The sequence below is a fragment of the Spartinivicinus ruber genome (assembly GCF_011009015.1).
Taxonomy (GTDB): Bacteria; Pseudomonadota; Gammaproteobacteria; order Pseudomonadales; family Zooshikellaceae; genus Spartinivicinus; species Spartinivicinus ruber.
Window position 1 is genome coordinate 2,450,476 of sequence record NZ_CP048878.1, and the last position, 16,300, is coordinate 2,466,775.

A 16,300-nucleotide genomic window follows, 5' to 3' on the forward strand; every position below is an offset into this window, starting at 1 on the left:
TTAGCCAAAAAACAGGAGCGACTGGGTGGCCATTAGAGTGCTAATTGTCGATGATTCTGGTTTTTTTCGTCGTCGGGTGAGTGAGATATTAAAAACCGATCCCCAAATACAGGTGGTAGGCACAGCTGATAATGGCAGGGAAGCGGTAGAAAAAAACCTGGAGCTTAAACCTGATGTCATCACCATGGATTATGAAATGCCGGTAATGGATGGTATTACCGCGATGGTTAAAATTATGGAAACCCACCCAACCCCGGTATTGATGTTTTCTTCTTTGACCCATGAAGGAGCGCGAGTGACTCTTGATGCATTGGAAGCGGGTGCTGTCGATTATTTACCGAAAAATTTTGAAGATATTTCCAGAAATAGTGCGGAATTACGAAAAACTCTCTGTGACCGGGTAAAAGCAGTAGCACGTAGTCATATCCAAGGTAAACCCAAGCTAGCTGAACCTGCTTCTGCACCAGCAGCACCAACTGCGCCTACTGCACCAACACCAACGCCGGCAGCTGCGAAGTCGAAAAAAATTATCCATAACTTGGCATCTACAGACGCAGTAGCCGGTAAAGTTGTGAGTTATAATCGGGGGGCTGCTCGACATAAGCTGGTGGCGATTGGTACTTCAACGGGTGGGCCTGTGGCATTACAGAAAGTGCTGACAGCGTTACCTGGTAATTTTCCTGCACCTATTTTACTGGTTCAGCATATGCCTGGCACTTTTACTAGAGCGTTTGCTGAGCGGCTGCATCGATTGTGTCAGATTAATGTTAAAGAGGCTGAAGATGGTGATCAGTTAAAGCCAGGAGTTGCCTTGTTAGCACCTGGTGGGAAACAGTTGATGGTGGATAGTCGGGGGGGAGGAACTGTCCGGGTATTGGAAGGTGATGAGCGGTTGAATTATAAGCCCTGTGTGGATGTAACCTTTGGTTCAGCGGCAAAAGCATTTGGTGATAAAGTGTTAGCAGTTGTCTTAACCGGGATGGGGGCAGATGGCAGGGAAGGGGCACGGATGTTAAAAGCCAAAGGTTCTAAAATATGGGCGCAGGATCAGGAAAGCTGTGTCATTTTTGGGATGCCAATGGCAGTAATTAATGCTAATTTGGCCGATGAAGTGGTTAATTTGGATAACCTTAGCCAACGGTTAGTGGAAGCTATCTAAGCGCTAATAGTCTAGTTAAGTTAGTCAGTTACCTGCAGTGATTTTTCTTTTGGAGGAAAGGGATTACACCTGTCTTCGTAAATAATATTTTGCCAGTTCACAGGGTCGATTAGCAAGGCATCTTAATAAAGTAACAAAAAATAAATACTGGCAATATATTCACTCAATAAATATAAGGATACTGCACTCATATATGGATGTGTTAAGTGTGGTGGGGGTTATCCTCGCTATTTTAGCCATTATAGGTGGTAATTACCTGGAAGGGGGACATGTATCCGCATTAGTGAATGGACCTGCGGCAATAATTGTATTTGGTGGCACGCTGGGCGCTGCTTTTATTCAAACCTCTGCCATCAGCTTTAAGCGGGCCATGCAAATGTTTTTATGGATATTTATTCCACCGCAGTTTGAAATTCAGGAAGGCATCAGTAAAGTGGTGACTTGGAGTATGACTGCACGTAAGGAAGGACTACTAGGGTTAGAAGCAATAGCGGATGCGGAAGTAGATGATTTTGCCCGAAAAGGGTTGCAGTTGTTAGTTGATGGCAGTGAGCCTGATGTGTTGAGAAATGTCATGGAGGTGGACTTATATGCGGTAGAAACCCGTGATATGCAGGCTGCAAAGGTATTTGAAAGTATGGGGGGGTATTCACCAACGATTGGTATCATTGGCGCTGTAATGGGGTTAATCCATGTTATGGGTAACTTGGCAGATCCTTCTCAGTTAGGCTCCGGTATTGCCACGGCATTTGTTGCTACAATTTATGGTGTGGCCTTTGCCAACTTGTTTTTATTACCGGCAGCGAATAAATTAAAGTTTTGCATTCACCGCCAAAGTCTTTACCGGGAAATGATGATTGAAGGGATATTATCGATAGCAGATGGTGAAAATCCACGGGCTATTGAATTAAAGTTACAAGGTTTTACTAACTAAGGAACTCTCAAGACTTAATTTTTTAAGTTACTTTTCAAGTGTTCCTAAGTTTTCGTTATCTATTATTCGTGTATTTGGAGTTAATGGAAATAACGATTGAATTATGACAAGACGTAGACTTCGAGAAGAGCACGAAAATCATGAGCGTTGGTTAGTTTCTTATGCTGATTTTATAACCCTGCTATTTGCTTTTTTTGTGGTGATGTATTCTATTTCTTCCGTGAATGAAGGCAAGTATCGTATTTTATCTGAAACCTTGGTAGGAGTATTTAGTGAGCCGGATCGTTCATTGAAGCCAATTCAAGTAGGTGATGTTACCCAACGTTTTCCTGATAAGCCAGTAGATATTATTCAAGTGCCTGATGCCTATGATATGACGTTGGATGACAGTGAAACTGAACAGCCTAAAGATGACAGCCTTGCTCAATTGCAAAGTCAGTTTAGTGAAACTTTTTCAGATTTAATTAGTAAAGATTTATTGACTATTACTGGGAATGAGCTGTGGGTGGAAATAGAGTTAAAAAGTAATTTGTTGTTTGTCAGTGGTGATTCAATCCCTTCTAATGCGGCTTTTGATATTATAAAGCAGGTGGCTAATATACTTAAAAATTACCAAAATCCGCTGCATGTTGAGGGCTTTACTGACAATATGCCCATTAATACCAATCAATTTCCTACTAACTGGGAACTTTCAGCCTCAAGGGCGGCGGCGGTTGTGAGATTGTTAGCCAGTTATGGTGTAGACCCAAGGCGGATGGCGGCTGTGGGGTATGGTCAATTTCAACCGATTGCTTCTAATGAAACCCTAGAAGGACGGCGACAAAATCGCCGGGTAGTGTTAGTGATTTCAAAAAATCTAGATACCAGACATGGAGTGAATACTGCGGGGGGGCGTAATAACCCTACCAGCATTCAGTAATGTCATGCTTTATGGTGTTTGCTTCACTAAAAGGCGCTTCCACTAAAGCCGTCTACCCCAAACAATAGCTATACTTTAATTGTGTTGTTTGGCTTAATCTTTGCGTCATTTATCCTTCGGCTTTTCTGTAATGATCTAGGAATCCTGGTTAGTGGACATGGGAGTGAAGTGTGAGAGTGTGGGCGGTATCTAATCAAAAGGGGGGCGTGGGGAAAACCACCACGGTTGTGACCCTTGGAGGCTTATTAGGTAGCTTAAATAAAAAAGTTTTACTAGTTGATTTAGATCCTCATGCCTCATTAACCTGTTACTTTAAGTATGACCCTGATCACCTAGAGCATAGTGTGTTCGACTTATTCCAATATCAAGGGAATGTGCCAGAAAGCTTGCCTGGTCAGCTGGTGTTGGAAACTAATCATCCCAATGTCAATTTTTTGCCTGCCACTACAGCTATTGCGACGTTAGAGCGAAAGCTTGCGGGGGAAGGTGGATATGGATTAGTGCTTTCAAAGGCATTAGCCCATCTATGGGATCACTTTGACTTTGTTTTAATTGATACTCCCCCCCAGTTAGGAGTGCTGATGGTCAATGCCTTGGCTGCTAGTGAACGACTGTTGATTCCAGTTCAAACTGAGTTTTTAGCCATTAAAGGATTAGAGAGAATGATGCATACCCTGGATATGATTAATCATTCCAGGAAAACGCAACTCCCTTACTTAATTGTGCCCACGCTCTTTGATCGGCGCACCCATGCCAGTATTGCGGCATTAAGAACATTGCGGTCAAATTACGCCGAGCATGTTTGGCAATCTATTATTCCAGTGGATACCAAGTTTCGTGATGCTAGTGAACAAGGTATTGCTGTGCATGAATTAGATAACCATACTCGTGGTGTAAAGGCATATCGACATTTATTAAAAGATTTACTGAAGTTGCAAACCAAGGTGATATCAAAGGCGGTGAGTTAAGTTTATGAAACCGTTAGAAGGATCTAATCATTCAGCACATGAAGCATTGTCCGATTATTTGAGTGACTTGTTGCTTGATAATGATGAGCCTGCTGATCTTGCTCAAGCACAATCATCACAGCAACAACAGCGTCCACCAGTTACACCAGGGACGGATAAAAAAGCTGATGAGAAAGAAAAGTTAGTTGCTGATGCTCAACCGTACTCTCAGGAAAAGCCTGTCGTTGTCACTACCACCCGGCAGCTCCCGGAAGTGTTACTGCCACAAAGTGTCTTAACGCCTGTACGGGAAGAACTGCAAAAAAGCTTAGCAACGCCAGAGCTGACTCATGAAACTCGGCTGCAGAAGTTACAAAAAGCTTCTTTGGTCGAAGCTATTATCTCCGGAGCGCAAAAGGCTCCACCGGTAACGGCTGTTGATCATGGAAGACCAGGTTGGGCTGAGAGTCCTTTTGAGTGCTTGTTATTTCAGGTGGCTGGATTAAAGCTGGCTGTTCCTTTGGTTAGCTTAGGTGGGGTATACCTTTTTAATCATTCAGTAACACCACTGGTTGGCCAACCAGAATGGCAGTTAGGACTTTATAAGAACCATGATCAGTCGCTTTCAATTGTTGATACTGCCTGGTGGGTAATGCCGGAACAAGGTGCACGACAAACGGATGACAACTATCACTATATTATCAGTATTGAAGGAACGCTTTGGGGAATAGCTGTGCATGATTTGGCAAATGCGGTCAGGATTAGCCCTGATGCTGTTAAATGGCGAACGCAGCGAACCAAGCGCCCCTGGTTGGCGGGTATTGTGATTGATGAAATGTGTGCTTTACTGGATATAGCTAAACTGGCAAAGCTGTTTGATAGTCAGGCAAAAAACCAGCGCTCCCCTAAAAAGTAAGCATTTTGAGAGCCCTATATTATAGTTAAAGATGCAAACCGGGGATTATAAGTTGGAAGAGAGCAGTTTATGGCAACTCATACTACACAAAGTCAAAGTTCGGAAGACCCGATTCTACAATGGGTAACCTTTCGTTTAGATGATGAAACTTATGGTATTAATGTAATGCAAGTGCAAGAAGTATTGCGTTACACCGAGATTGCTCCCGTACCTGGCGCACCCACTTATGTTTTAGGCATTATTAATTTGCGGGGAAATGTCGTAACTGTAATTGATACCCGCCAGCGCTTTGGTTTGCATCCTGCAGAAGTGACGGATAATACCCGAATTGTCATTATTGAGGCTGAAAAACAAGTCGTGGGGATTTTGGTCGATAGCGTGGCGGAAGTGGTTTATTTAAGGCAGTCAGAAATTGAAACAGCGCCAAACGTAGGTAATGAAGAAACGGCTAAGTTCATTCAGGGCGTTTGTAATAAAAATAATGAATTATTAATTCTTGTTGAGCTAGATAAATTAATGTCAGAAGGTGAATGGGCCGAAATAGGTGAGTTATAATAGGAAAATGGCCCTAATAATAAATATATGAGTGAAATAGCTGGGGCTTATCTGCTTGCTATTGTCAGTTGTGGAATTGCTATTGCTGTATTGTTTTATTGTTGGCGGCTAAGAATAACGATAAAAAACCTGCATCTCAAAATTCAGCAATTACAACAGGATATTAAAGCCGTTGGGGCTGGTGCCATAGGGGTCGGGCAACGCTTACAGGTGGTAGAAACAAAATTAGCAAAAACCATTGATCAGCAAGAATTGCTTGAACAGCGTGACGCAGAACAACTGTCGTATACACAAGCTAATAAATTATGTGCAATGGGTGCATCGGTAGAAGAAATAATGGATGCTTGTGGGCTATCCAAAGCAGAAGCTGAGCTGATAGCACTGGTACATCGTCCTTCTCCTCATTCGTCCTGGTCAGGTAAAAAAGGCAGTTGATCTGTATTCGTGTCATTATAATCACTACTTGTTTGACTATCTTTGGTAGTATCCTGCCATCCTTTCGGATATTTTCCTTGGAGCTTATAAGCAAAGGCAATTATTTCGGCAATGGTAAAATATAAGGCTTCGGGTATTTCTTCGCCTAATTCTAGGGCGGCAAGTAAATGCACTAATTCTTTATTTTGATACAGTGGCACCTCGCATGCCATGGCAATGGCAATAATTTCTTCAGCAATTTCATTACTTCCCTTGGCTGTCACTTTGGGTGCTGTTTCGCCGTCATAAAATAAGGCAACGGCTGTTTGTTGTGTGTTATCCATCAGGTTTTAATATCAATTAAATGTTGTTCGATAAAGGTGTTTTGTCTAGCAGGTGAGCCTTGTTGGCAAGAAAGGGTATCAACAAGAATACCTCGATTTTGTAATGCCTGCTGAAGCTCATCAAAATGTTGGTTTATGGCATGATAGGTGGGTTGCTGCTCTGCCCAGAATGTAGCACTTACCCGGTTGCCTTGTAATTTGACTCTGGCATATAACGGTCCAATCGGGGGTAAATCAAAGCTGAGTTGAAATTGCCAGAGGGTTTCCTGTTCTTCTGTTGGTGATGTCTGCTCCTGGTCACGCTGCTTTTGGAGTTCTAACTGAATACTCTGCCACTGGCCTTGAACGAAAAGTGGAATTTCCAGTTGCCATTGTTGAATAACGGGAGCATCAGCCGTCGGTGTCGCTAATGTGGGTTGTAGCGATATCAGCTGATTGCTTTGTAAACGGTAAATGGCTTGCTTTAATAGTTGAATTAATTCTGGTTGTGAGCTTGGTTTGACCGTTAATGCTGCAAGCCAGGGAAACTGATGGCTCAGTAGTGATGGTGCTGCTTTATATAATTGCGCCCAGGGAGGCTGCCTGGATGTGACAGAGAGATTGGGTTGAGAATCAGTTTGCTGAATGAGCTGTTTGACTAACTGCAATAGCTGCCCTTTCAAGTCTTGGAATTCTTTTAATGGCTGCTGATGTAATCCTGGTGGTAAAGAGGCTAGTTTTTGTTCGAAAAATAAACCGCTATTTTGTAGCCATTGGCTGAGTTGACTGGGGGTTGTGAGCTGCTTAACCGTTGGTAATTTTGCTACTAAGTCATCAAATGCTTTCGTGATATTACTAGGATATTGCTGGTTTTGCCTGATGCTTTGAGCTAGCTGTTTGAGCACTTGATGGACAGGTAAACTGTTAGTGACACTTTGTTGCAGTGACTGATTAAGGCTCAGCCACTGGCTCAGCTGATAGGGTAGACTTTGTAAATGAATACCCAGGTTATTGAGATAAAGGTTGATAGTCTGTCCAGGCAGTATTGCTTGGTCGGTATTTAACCAAAATACCTGATTGGTTTGATTGAGCATAATCGGTAACAACCGATTACCCCCCTCAGCTAAAGGAATAGAGGCTTTTAAATGAGGAGTGGGTAAACTGTCCAATACCAGCCCTTGGCGGCCTGACGGTTGTGGGTTGGCTTCAAGTAACCGACTAATACTTTGCAGTTGTTGCTGAGGGCTGGGTAGGTCGACCACCTGTACAAGGATTAACTGGTTGCCTGACTTTGGTAAATTCACCTGTAATATACTATTGCTAGGCCAGGGGGTGTCACTCCGAAACCACCAGGATTTACCAGTTTGATCTTTAGCTTCAATAAAATAATGCCCAGACTTGTCTAATTGCAGAAGGCTGCCTTCGCTTTGATTGGCTGGTAAAGTGGTGAGGACTTGAGTCACCACAAGTGTTTGGCGAGGAACGGAAGCTGTGGGGGGGGAACCCCGCAGGCTATTGCCAGCTGTTACCTTGCTGGCCGACTTGGTTGCTGCGGTGGGCTCGATGGGTTTGTCTGGAATTAGGTCAGCCAATCCATTGTCCTTTCAGTCATTATCATGGTGCAGCACTAGTAATAGCCTTATTATGCGTATGACAAATTATAGTCGTTTAGCTTTAACTTAAGGACACCTTTGATAATTGTTTATCTTATGTAACAACACTTATTTTTTGCTGAATATCAAGAAAAATGCTTATTAGTGCAAGCTAAATGAGGTTAGCAGCTCGTTATCACTTGGGTCTGATAGCACCGATGCGTATAATGCCCCACCAGTGGAGGGTGTTGATTTTTACGACAACCTAATTATATAGCTTGGTGTGGTAAAGGGGTTTAGGTGCCAGACTTTCTCAATGTGCAGCAGTTAGCGTGTGAACGAGATGATCGCTGGTTGTTTCAACAGTTAAGTTTCCAGGCCAATCCAGGGGATATCTGGCAGGTAGAAGGCCCTAATGGCTCAGGAAAAACCACCTTATTGCGGATTTTGGCTGGTTTATTAGCGCCGCAAATGGGGGAGGTATTGTGGCAGGGGAAGCCTATTCAGCAATTGCGGGCAAGTTTTCAACAGTCGTTACTTTATGTAGGCCATCAGGTTGGGGTGAAAGCACATTTAACACCCATTGAAAATCTAACCTGGTATTTAGGTTTTTATGGTGATGTATCCAATCAATCTATTATGGAGGCACTGGCTCAAGTTGGCTTAACCGGCTATGAAGATGTACTTTGTCACCACTTGTCTGCGGGGCAACTACGACGAGTGGCTTTAGCTCGATTGCAACTGGCAATCCAACCGTTGTGGATTTTAGATGAGCCGTTTACTGCTATTGATAAGTCTGGTGTGGCTGAACTTGAGCAATTACTGTTACAGAAAGCCAAGGAGGGTAAAGCGATTATTCTGACGACTCATCATCAGCTTGATCTTGAGTATCATCACCTCAATCGCCTTTCACTGCTTGATTTTTTGGCTCACTAGGGGGCAGCTGTGGGTCTACTAAGTGCATTTCAATTAATGGTAAAGCGGGACTTGTTGTTGGCGTTTCGTCGTCGAGCTGAAATTATCAATCCACTGATTTTTTTCTTGTTGGTTGCCACTTTGTTTCCATTGGGGATTACTCCCGAGCGTAAAGTATTGGCGCTAATTGCTCCCGGAGTGATTTGGGTTGCAGCGCTATTAGCGGTGATGCTGTCTTTAGATCAATTGTTTAAGCATGACTATGATGATGGCTCATTAAACTTGCTGGTGTTATCGCCTGTACCTTTATTCTGGCTGGTGTTAGCCAAAGTTTTGGTGCACTGGCTGGTCACAGGGGCATTATTATTACTGCTAGTGCCGATTTTGTCACTGATGCTGCATTTACCTGAAGCCGCATGGTGGCCAATGTTGGCTAGTTTACTATTAGGCACGCCTCTATTAAGTTTGATTGGAGCTATTGGTGCAGCACTGACTGTTGGCTTGAAAAAAGGTGGGGTATTATTGTCACTACTGGTATTGCCACTTAACATTCCAGTACTGATTTTTGGCTCAGGGGCCGTTATCGCTGCGACGCAAGCGTTACCCTATGCTGCTCAGTTGTTATGGCTGGCAGTATTGTTAGTGTTAGGTATTACCCTAGCCCCTTTTGCCATTGCGGCGGGGCTGCGGATAAGTGTTTCTGAATAGTTGAATGACTGTATACCCATGAATTGGACGTGGTTTCATCGATTAGGCTCACCCAAGTGGTTTTTTGAGCAAAGTAGTAAGTGGCTTCCCTGGCTGGCGTGGGCTTCCATTGGGCTGCTAGTGACAGGAGTTGTATGGGGGTTGGCTTTTGCTCCACCTGATTACTTGCAAGGTAATAGCTATCGAATCATTTTTATTCATGTGCCCAGTGCTTTTTTGGCTCAGGCCTGCTATGTCACTATGGCGATAGCGGGAGCCGTTGGTTTAATCTGGAAAATGAAACTGGCGGATATGGCAGCTAAATGCTGTGCCCCAATAGGTGCTTCTTTTACCATTCTGGCTCTGTTAACTGGAGCTATTTGGGGTAAACCCACCTGGGGCACTTGGTGGGAGTGGGATGCCCGACTTACCTCAATGTTGATTTTATTATTTCTTTATTTAGGGTTTATTGCTTTAGAAAATGCCATTGATAATGTGCAGACGGCTGCCAAGGCATGTGCTGTCTTGGCATTAGTGGGTTTGGTTAATATCCCTATTATTAAATATTCCGTGGAGTGGTGGAATACCCTGCATCAGCCTGCCACATTAAAGCTCACCGAAAAACCGAGTATGGCCCCAGAAATGTTGATACCACTGTTGGTGTGTATTGCGGGATTCTATTGTTTTTTTCTTGTGGTTTTCTTGTACCGGCTACGTAATGAAATTCTATGGCGGGAGCGGCGTACGCAGTGGGTACGGTTATGGATGAAACGGTTTCAGTAGGTAGGCATTATGTATTTTGAGTCATGGCAGCAGTTTGTGGCAATGGGCGGACATGGCCCTTATGTATGGGTAAGTTATGCGATTGGCTTGTTGGTAGTTGTGTATAACGTATTGAGCCCCTGGCTAAAGCGTAAGCAGCTGATTAAAGAGACTTTACGGAGTATCCGCCGGGAAGAGGTAAACCTGTAATGAATCCAGTGCGAAAACAGCGGTTGTTGGTAGTGGTTTTTATTGTGCTTGGGGTTAGTTTCGCGGTGGGGTTGGCTTTGTTTGCGCTGCGTGAGAATGTCAATTATTTCTATTCTCCTCAACAGCTTCAGGCAGGTGAAGCCAAGTTTGATCAGAAAATCAGGGTGGGTGGTTTAGTTGTGCCAGGGTCAGTAAAACGTGATCCTGATAGTTTGAAAGTGGAATTTACCATTACCGATAAGCAAGCTACTGCTGTAGTGCATTTTGAAGGTATTTTACCTGACCTGTTTCGTGAAGGGCAGGGAATTATTGCTCTAGGTAAGTTGTCAGCGAATCAAGTTGTGAAAGCAGATGAAGTGCTGGCGAAACATGACGAAAACTATATGCCACCGGAAGTTCAGGAGGCAATTGAAAAGGCTGGACATCCTGGCCGAAATACCCAGGCATCTGCACAATAGTAATGAAGAAATTTGTGAATAGCCTCCTGTATGTTGAGGAGAGAGTAGAATGATCCCAGAACTTGGCCACCTGTCACTCATTATTGCTTTGTGTTTGGCTGTATTGCTGGCAGTGGTGCCTTTAATCGGTAGCTACTGTAAAGACCATATTATGATGGGGCTGGCTAAGCCTCTAGCCACAGGTCAATTGGTATTTCTTGGACTTAGCTTTGGCTGTTTAGCTTATGCATTCCTAACTGATGATTTTTCAGTGACTTATGTTGCGCAAAACTCCAACAGCTTATTGCCAACACCTTATAAATTAAGTGCTGTATGGGGTGCCCACGAAGGCTCGTTTTTATTATGGTGTTTAATTATGGCGGGTTGGACATTTGTGGTTGCGCTAGCTACTGGCCATCTTCCTGAACGTGTTACCGCAAGAGTTTTGGCGATATTGGGCTGGTGCTCGGTTGGTTTTTTACTGTTTTTAGTGATTACCTCTAACCCATTTGAGCGGCTGTTGCCTAACACGCCTACTGACGGCCGTGACTTAAACCCTTTGCTGCAAGATTTTGGCTTAATTATTCATCCACCTTTGCTGTATGTGGGCTATGTGGGTTTTTCTGTCGTATTTGCCTTTGCCATTACGGCGTTGTTAGAAGGTCGTTTGGATGCCACTTGGGCCCGTTGGTCTCGCCCTTGGACAGCAATTGCCTGGGCATTTTTAACTGTAGGCATTGCATTAGGTAGCTGGTGGGCTTATTACGAACTGGGCTGGGGAGGCTGGTGGTTTTGGGACCCGGTGGAAAATGCTTCTTTTATGCCTTGGTTGGTTGGAACAGCATTACTGCACTCTTTGGCGGTGACGGAAAAAAGGGGCGTTTTTAAAAGCTGGACAGTTTTTTTAGCCATTTTTGCCTTTTCATTAAGTTTATTAGGTGCCTTTTTAGTGCGGTCTGGGGTATTAACTTCAGTTCACTCCTTTGCCAGTGATCCATCGCGAGGGGTGTTTATTTTAGTGCTGTTATTGATTGTGATTGGTGGCTCTTTTACCTTATATGCGTTTCGAGCCCCTGCAGTAGCCAGTCAACAGTGCTTTAGCTGGCAGGCTAAGGAAGCTTGGTTATTACTCAATAATATTTTGCTTTCGGTTGCGACAGCCATGATATTGATTGGCACCTTGTATCCGCTGATTGCGAAAGCGATGGGTGACAATAGTATTTCAATTGGAAAACCTTATTTTGACTTAATGTTTTCTATTTTTATGGCACCTTTAGCTGTTTGTCTGGGTATAGGCATTTGGGCAAACTGGAAGCAATCTAAAGCAAGTTTTTTATGGCAGCAACTGTGGTCTATAGGTTTAGCGAGTGTCGTCTTAGGAGTCGTGTTTTGTTTTAGTTATGGTGATGGTTTTCTATTACCTGCTTGGTTAGCGATTGTGCTTGTTACTTGGATTTGCCTGGCTTCAGTTAAACAGCTTTATTATAAAACCCGCAATCAGTCGTCTTTTAGCGCAGGCTTACGCCGCTTACCCAAACATTACTATGGAATGCTGTTAGCCCATATAGGGTTTGCAGTAACTATTGCTGGGGCAGTGTTGACTAGTTTTTATAGTGTTGAACGGGACATCAAGCTGGCACCTGGTGATTCAGTTAGCCTGGCTGGTTATCAATTTTTATTTAAAGGTACTAAAGATATACAGGGGCCTAATTATGTGGCTCAGCAGGGGCAGCTAGTGATAACTAAAGGTGATCAAGTTGTTACTCTACTAAAGCCAGAGAAGCGTCGCTATCCCGTGCAGCAAAATGTTATGACAGAAGCGGCCATTGATCCGGGTTTATTTCGTGATTTGTATGTTGCACTTGGTGAACCGCTAGATAACAGTGGTGCCTGGGCAGTGAGAGTACACTTTAAAGCATTTGTCCGGCTGATTTGGTTAGGTGCATTGTTGATGGCGTTTGGTGGAGCACTGGCTGCGCTTGATAAGCGATATCGACTACGACTGACATCAAAACAAGCTGATTCTCAGGTAGTAAAAGCTGAGGGTGTTGTTGATGGCACGGTTTAAGTTATTTATTCCATTATTGTTATTTATTGCGTTAGCCGGTTTTCTTTACCAGGGAATTTATGATCAGGATGATAGCCTGACTTCAGCGTTATTAAATAAGCCTTTCCCTGATTTTTCGTTGTCATCAGTGCAGTCTGTTGAACAAAGCTTTACTAAAAAGGATTTGTTGGGCGAGGTGGCATTAGTCAATGTTTGGGCAACCTGGTGTCCTTCTTGCCAAGTTGAGCATCCTTATTTACTCAAATTGGCTAAACAAGGAGTGAAGATAATTGGTATTAACTATAAAGATAATCGTACAGCTGCTCAACAGTGGTTAACTAAACTCAAAAACCCTTATGCGTTTAATGTTTTTGATGAAAAGGGACGGCTGGGTTTGGATTTAGGGGTTTATGGTGCCCCTGAAACCTACTTAATTGATCGTGCAGGGGTTATCCGTTACAAACATGTGGGGGTAGTGGATGACCAGGTATGGCTTAATAAAATCAAACCGAAATATAATGCCTTAATGACGGAAAGCTCAGGTCAAGAGCAACAGAATTCGGGCTAAAAAGTGGGGTTGCAGTTGGCTATGAAAATGAAAGCATGCTTAAAGCCATTGTTGATAGCAGGAAGTATTGGCTGGCTATCATTCAGTTGGGCTTCCATTGATACTTACCCATTTCAAACTGATGAGCAACGTCAGCGATTCAGGCAGTTGACTGATGAATTGCGTTGCCCAAAATGTCAGAACCAGAATATTGCTGATTCAAATGCGCCCATCGCCAAGGACCTTCGAGAAGAAATTTATCGTCAGCTATTAGCGGGTGAATCTAATCAAGCCATTGTTGATTTTATGGTCGCGCGTTACGGAGATTTTGTTTTATACCGGCCCACCTTTAGCAAGAAAACCTGGTTATTATGGCTAGGGCCCTTCATCTTGCTCATGGTGGGTGGAGGGATTTTCTACCGGCTAATTAGAAAACGCTCGTCTTCTGATGCATCTTTATCATCAGTCGCATTAACTAAAGATGAGCAGCAGCAAATTGCAGCCATTATTCACCAGCATGAAGAATCGAAGTCATGACGTTATTTTGGGTTACCGCAGTAGTATTATTAACAGCGGCTGTGTTGTTTGTATTATTACCAATTCCTCTTTTAAAAAAGCAATTAAACCAGGCTAATCAGCAACAACAAGCAGAACAGGTCAGTCGCTACCAACAGCAGTTAGCTGAACTTGATGAAGCGCTCACCTCAGGCCAATTAGATCAGGCAGCCTATGACGTTCAAAAAAGTGAGCTTGGTAGACGCTTATTAGCTGACTACCAACAGGTCACATCATCTCGGATGAACTCGCTAGTTTGGATAGTGGGTGGAGGTTTACCAGTAATTGCGATTGGCCTGTATTTGTTGCTTGGTGGTAGCCAACAAGTGACTTTTACCCAGCAGCTACAGGCCATTGACTGGGATAATGCCAGTGGTACTGAGTTAATTAGTTCGCTGGAAACTTTAGCAAGCGATTATCCTCATCAGCCCCAAGCCCATTATCTGCTGGCTCGTGCTTATATGGCGATGAATCAGCTGGGTAAAGCAGAAAATGCGTTTGTTACTTTAAAGGCACAAGCGCCCAAAGACCCTTCAGTGATTGCCCAGTTAGCTCAAGTGAAATATTTAAAACAAAACAATAAGATTACTCAGGAAATTACTGAGCTAGCACAGCAAGCATTAACAATACAGCCTAATCAACCTACTGCGCTTGGTCTTATGGGGATTGCTGCGTTTGAATCAGCCAATTATCAGCAAGCGATTCACTATTGGCAACAAGTGTTGGCTACTGGTCCCGACCATGCTACGGCTACTGCCTTACAACAGGGAATAGCCAAAGCACAACAATTGGTGAATGCAGGTGAAGACCAATTAGCGCCAGTGGTCCATCAACAAGAAGTAACAACTGAAAAAGTACTGCAGGAACAGTCTGCGGCTGAACAAGCCTCTGGGGCAGAAATCAGTGTGCTGGTTGAGTTAGATGAAACGCTACAACAACAGTTGCCTGCTCAAGCAAGGGTTTATGTATTGGCCAAGCATGCTAGTTTGAGAATGCCAGTTGCGGTGGTACCATTGCAAGCCAGTGATTTACCTGCCTTGGTTAAGTTAAATGACTCTAAAGTCATGATTGCTGGTAATAAATTATCTCAATATCAAACCGTTGATGTAATTGCTAAAGTTTCTATTACAGGCGATGCTACACAAAGTGACTATATGGTCAGTAAACAAAATATCAAAGTGAATCATAAAGGCGTAATTCGTTTAGCGATTTCTAAAAACAGCAGTTAAGGGATTATTTTGTGTGCTTGAAATCACTTCATCGCTTTCTTACTTGTATAGAAGGATAGCGTTCAGGGGCTTTTTATCGAGATTTATATTGTAGAAGTTTGGTGATAGTAGGTTTGTCCTGTATTCTATTTTACTCAAATATCAAAGAGTTCTGTGTAAATTAGACTAAAAGCTTAGAAATTAAGATTATAAAACAATTTGCTTTAGCTATATGATGTACTGGCAATAGAGTTGAACATATTGAAAAGGCTGTATTTTTACAGCCTTTTTTATTTGTACCTGTCTAACAATAAAAATTTCAACCGTGAAGTGTAGCTTTTTGTACAGTTTTTGTCGTATAAATAGAAAAATATTTTTACTTATATGATGACTGTTTAGCTTTCAATAATTATTATGTATCTTTGTGTTAATAATGAAATAATAAATTACATAACTGGAATCAGTAATGGTCTTTAAAGCATCTGATAGTCTTTCTGAACAAATTGCACAACACTTGGCAAGTAAAATTATTAAAGGGGAGCTACTTGCCAAGGAAAGGATTCAGGAGTTAAAGGTAGCAAGCGAGTTAGGAGTAAGCCGTGGTTCTGTTCGAGAAGCCTTGCTGATATTGCAACGCAAGCACTTAATTGATATTTTGCCCCGTCGTGGTGCAATGGTAACTGAGTTAACTGAACATAAAGTTCAAAGCCTCTATGAAATGGTGGTGGAGCTGTATTCATTTCTTGCTTTGAAAGTTGCTGAGAAGTGGCAGGCAGAGATACAACTGAAGCCGTTCAAGGCGACTTTAAAAGAACTAGAGTTATTAGCTGAGCAGCGCAATATTGAGCGCTATATTGAAGTGAGCTTTGATATTTTACGTCAAGCGTTACCGCTAGCGGATAATTCTTATTTAGAACAAATCTTGGCCAATGTTCAGCCTGCTATCCATCGAACTTATTATTTAGTGGCAAGCAAATATGAGGATCATATTGTTAAAAGCCTGGGATTTTTCAAAGAGCTAATCCAAGCTGTGGAGCAAAGAGATCAGCAGCAAATTAGGGGAATTATTGCTGCTTATGGAAAGCATCATCAGGATATGTTGATGACGGTCGTGGGGGGAAGAGAATACTAATTAATAAATTGGTTTAATTTTGAACAAAACCCCCCTTTTCT

19 protein-coding genes are annotated in these 16,300 nt (G+C 42.9%); 17 read left to right on the top strand and 2 right to left on the bottom strand.

Going from position 1 to position 16,300, the window contains the following annotated elements; all coding sequences use genetic code 11:
* The first annotated feature begins 25 nt into the window (after positions 1-25).
* The 7 genes from G4Y78_RS11500 to G4Y78_RS11530 all read left to right on the top strand — a co-directional run bounded on the left by G4Y78_RS11500 (position 26) and on the right by G4Y78_RS11530 (position 5,865).
* Positions 26-1,159: a protein-glutamate methylesterase/protein-glutamine glutaminase gene (locus G4Y78_RS11500; protein ID WP_163833159.1), complete on the top strand. Its 1,134-nt coding sequence runs from the start codon at positions 26-28 to the stop codon at positions 1,157-1,159.
* A 193-nt stretch (positions 1,160-1,352) separates the two neighbouring features.
* The gene (locus G4Y78_RS11505) at positions 1,353-2,093 is read left to right on the top strand and encodes a flagellar motor protein (RefSeq protein ID WP_163833160.1); all 741 of its coding nucleotides are present in this window, start codon (positions 1,353-1,355) and stop codon (positions 2,091-2,093) included.
* A 103-nt stretch (positions 2,094-2,196) separates the two neighbouring features.
* Positions 2,197-3,012, top strand: coding sequence for a flagellar motor protein MotD (gene motD, locus G4Y78_RS11510; protein ID WP_163833161.1), 816 nt, complete (start codon positions 2,197-2,199; stop codon positions 3,010-3,012).
* Between the two features lie 170 nt (positions 3,013-3,182).
* Positions 3,183-3,980: a ParA family protein gene (locus G4Y78_RS11515; RefSeq protein WP_163833162.1), complete on the top strand. Its 798-nt coding sequence runs from the start codon at positions 3,183-3,185 to the stop codon at positions 3,978-3,980.
* Positions 3,981-3,984: 4 nt separating this feature from the next.
* The gene (locus G4Y78_RS11520; protein ID WP_163833163.1) at positions 3,985-4,875 is read left to right on the top strand and encodes a chemotaxis protein CheW; all 891 of its coding nucleotides are present in this window, start codon (positions 3,985-3,987) and stop codon (positions 4,873-4,875) included.
* A gap of 69 nt (positions 4,876-4,944) precedes the next feature.
* Positions 4,945-5,430, top strand: coding sequence for a chemotaxis protein CheW (locus G4Y78_RS11525; protein ID WP_163833164.1), 486 nt, complete (start codon positions 4,945-4,947; stop codon positions 5,428-5,430).
* A gap of 27 nt (positions 5,431-5,457) precedes the next feature.
* Positions 5,458-5,865 carry a DUF2802 domain-containing protein gene (locus G4Y78_RS11530; protein ID WP_163833165.1) on the top strand — a complete coding sequence of 136 codons (408 nt, stop codon included), beginning with the start codon at positions 5,458-5,460 and terminating at the stop codon, positions 5,863-5,865.
* On the opposite strand, the gene G4Y78_RS11535 is transcribed toward G4Y78_RS11530, so the two are convergent.
* Both G4Y78_RS11535 and fliK read right to left on the bottom strand, forming a co-directional pair.
* Positions 5,832-6,188 carry an EscU/YscU/HrcU family type III secretion system export apparatus switch protein gene (locus G4Y78_RS11535; protein WP_222937689.1) on the bottom strand — a complete coding sequence of 119 codons (357 nt, stop codon included), beginning with the start codon at positions 6,186-6,188 and terminating at the stop codon, positions 5,832-5,834. The two genes, G4Y78_RS11530 and G4Y78_RS11535, sit on opposite strands and share 34 nt — an antisense overlap.
* Entirely contained in the window at positions 6,188-7,759 is a 1,572-nt protein-coding gene (fliK, locus tag G4Y78_RS11540; protein WP_163833166.1) for a flagellar hook-length control protein FliK, read from the bottom strand. The genes G4Y78_RS11535 and fliK overlap by 1 nt, the downstream gene beginning before the upstream one ends.
* A 300-nt stretch (positions 7,760-8,059) precedes the next feature.
* Here fliK and ccmA point away from each other — a divergent pair, with 300 nt between their 5' ends.
* From ccmA to G4Y78_RS11590, 10 genes are all read left to right on the top strand, one after another.
* Complete coding sequence (ccmA, locus tag G4Y78_RS11545) at positions 8,060-8,695, top strand: cytochrome c biogenesis heme-transporting ATPase CcmA (RefSeq protein ID WP_163833167.1); 636 nt, start codon at positions 8,060-8,062, stop codon at positions 8,693-8,695.
* 9 nt (positions 8,696-8,704) lie between these two features.
* A complete protein-coding gene (ccmB, locus tag G4Y78_RS11550) occupies positions 8,705-9,382 on the top strand; it encodes a heme exporter protein CcmB (protein WP_456242954.1) in 678 nt (225 codons plus the stop codon).
* Between the two features lie 18 nt (positions 9,383-9,400).
* On the top strand, positions 9,401-10,144 hold the full coding sequence (locus tag G4Y78_RS11555) for a heme ABC transporter permease (protein WP_163833168.1): 744 nt from the start codon (positions 9,401-9,403) through the stop codon (positions 10,142-10,144).
* Positions 10,145-10,153: 9 nt separating this feature from the next.
* Positions 10,154-10,333: a heme exporter protein CcmD gene (gene ccmD, locus G4Y78_RS11560; RefSeq protein ID WP_163833169.1), complete on the top strand. Its 180-nt coding sequence runs from the start codon at positions 10,154-10,156 to the stop codon at positions 10,331-10,333.
* Complete coding sequence (gene ccmE, locus G4Y78_RS11565) at positions 10,333-10,791, top strand: cytochrome c maturation protein CcmE (RefSeq protein WP_163833170.1); 459 nt, start codon at positions 10,333-10,335, stop codon at positions 10,789-10,791. The genes ccmD and ccmE overlap by 1 nt, the downstream gene beginning before the upstream one ends.
* A gap of 49 nt (positions 10,792-10,840) precedes the next feature.
* Positions 10,841-12,838: a heme lyase CcmF/NrfE family subunit gene (locus G4Y78_RS11570; RefSeq protein ID WP_163833171.1), complete on the top strand. Its 1,998-nt coding sequence runs from the start codon at positions 10,841-10,843 to the stop codon at positions 12,836-12,838.
* Positions 12,825-13,385, top strand: a complete 561-nt coding sequence (locus G4Y78_RS11575; protein ID WP_163833172.1) for a DsbE family thiol:disulfide interchange protein — start codon at positions 12,825-12,827, stop codon at positions 13,383-13,385. Before G4Y78_RS11570 ends, G4Y78_RS11575 begins: the two co-directional genes overlap by 14 nt.
* 21 nt (positions 13,386-13,406) lie before the next feature.
* Entirely contained in the window at positions 13,407-13,901 is a 495-nt protein-coding gene (locus tag G4Y78_RS11580) for a cytochrome c-type biogenesis protein (RefSeq protein WP_456242955.1), read from the top strand.
* On the top strand, positions 13,898-15,148 hold the full coding sequence (ccmI, locus tag G4Y78_RS11585; RefSeq protein ID WP_163833173.1) for a c-type cytochrome biogenesis protein CcmI: 1,251 nt from the start codon (positions 13,898-13,900) through the stop codon (positions 15,146-15,148). Before G4Y78_RS11580 ends, ccmI begins: the two co-directional genes overlap by 4 nt.
* Before the next feature lie 445 nt (positions 15,149-15,593).
* Entirely contained in the window at positions 15,594-16,259 is a 666-nt protein-coding gene (locus tag G4Y78_RS11590; RefSeq protein WP_163833174.1) for a GntR family transcriptional regulator, read from the top strand.
* The last annotated feature ends 41 nt before the right edge of the window (positions 16,260-16,300 follow it).

Coding starts and splice junctions, on each gene's coding strand:
- G4Y78_RS11505 (WP_163833160.1), top strand. CDS start 1,353: ATGGATGTGTTAAGTGTGGTGGGGGTTATCCTCGCTATTTTAGCCATT.
- motD (WP_163833161.1), top strand. CDS start 2,197: ATGACAAGACGTAGACTTCGAGAAGAGCACGAAAATCATGAGCGTTGG.
- G4Y78_RS11520 (WP_163833163.1), top strand. CDS start 3,985: ATGAAACCGTTAGAAGGATCTAATCATTCAGCACATGAAGCATTGTCC.
- G4Y78_RS11525 (WP_163833164.1), top strand. CDS start 4,945: ATGGCAACTCATACTACACAAAGTCAAAGTTCGGAAGACCCGATTCTA.
- G4Y78_RS11530 (WP_163833165.1), top strand. CDS start 5,458: ATGAGTGAAATAGCTGGGGCTTATCTGCTTGCTATTGTCAGTTGTGGA.
- G4Y78_RS11535 (WP_222937689.1), bottom strand. CDS start 6,188: ATGGATAACACACAACAAACAGCCGTTGCCTTATTTTATGACGGCGAA.
- G4Y78_RS11555 (WP_163833168.1), top strand. CDS start 9,401: ATGAATTGGACGTGGTTTCATCGATTAGGCTCACCCAAGTGGTTTTTT.
- ccmD (WP_163833169.1), top strand. CDS start 10,154: ATGTATTTTGAGTCATGGCAGCAGTTTGTGGCAATGGGCGGACATGGC.
- ccmE (WP_163833170.1), top strand. CDS start 10,333: ATGAATCCAGTGCGAAAACAGCGGTTGTTGGTAGTGGTTTTTATTGTG.
- G4Y78_RS11570 (WP_163833171.1), top strand. CDS start 10,841: ATGATCCCAGAACTTGGCCACCTGTCACTCATTATTGCTTTGTGTTTG.
- G4Y78_RS11575 (WP_163833172.1), top strand. CDS start 12,825: ATGGCACGGTTTAAGTTATTTATTCCATTATTGTTATTTATTGCGTTA.
- G4Y78_RS11580 (WP_456242955.1), top strand. CDS start 13,407: ATGAAAATGAAAGCATGCTTAAAGCCATTGTTGATAGCAGGAAGTATT.
- ccmI (WP_163833173.1), top strand. CDS start 13,898: ATGACGTTATTTTGGGTTACCGCAGTAGTATTATTAACAGCGGCTGTG.
- G4Y78_RS11590 (WP_163833174.1), top strand. CDS start 15,594: ATGGTCTTTAAAGCATCTGATAGTCTTTCTGAACAAATTGCACAACAC.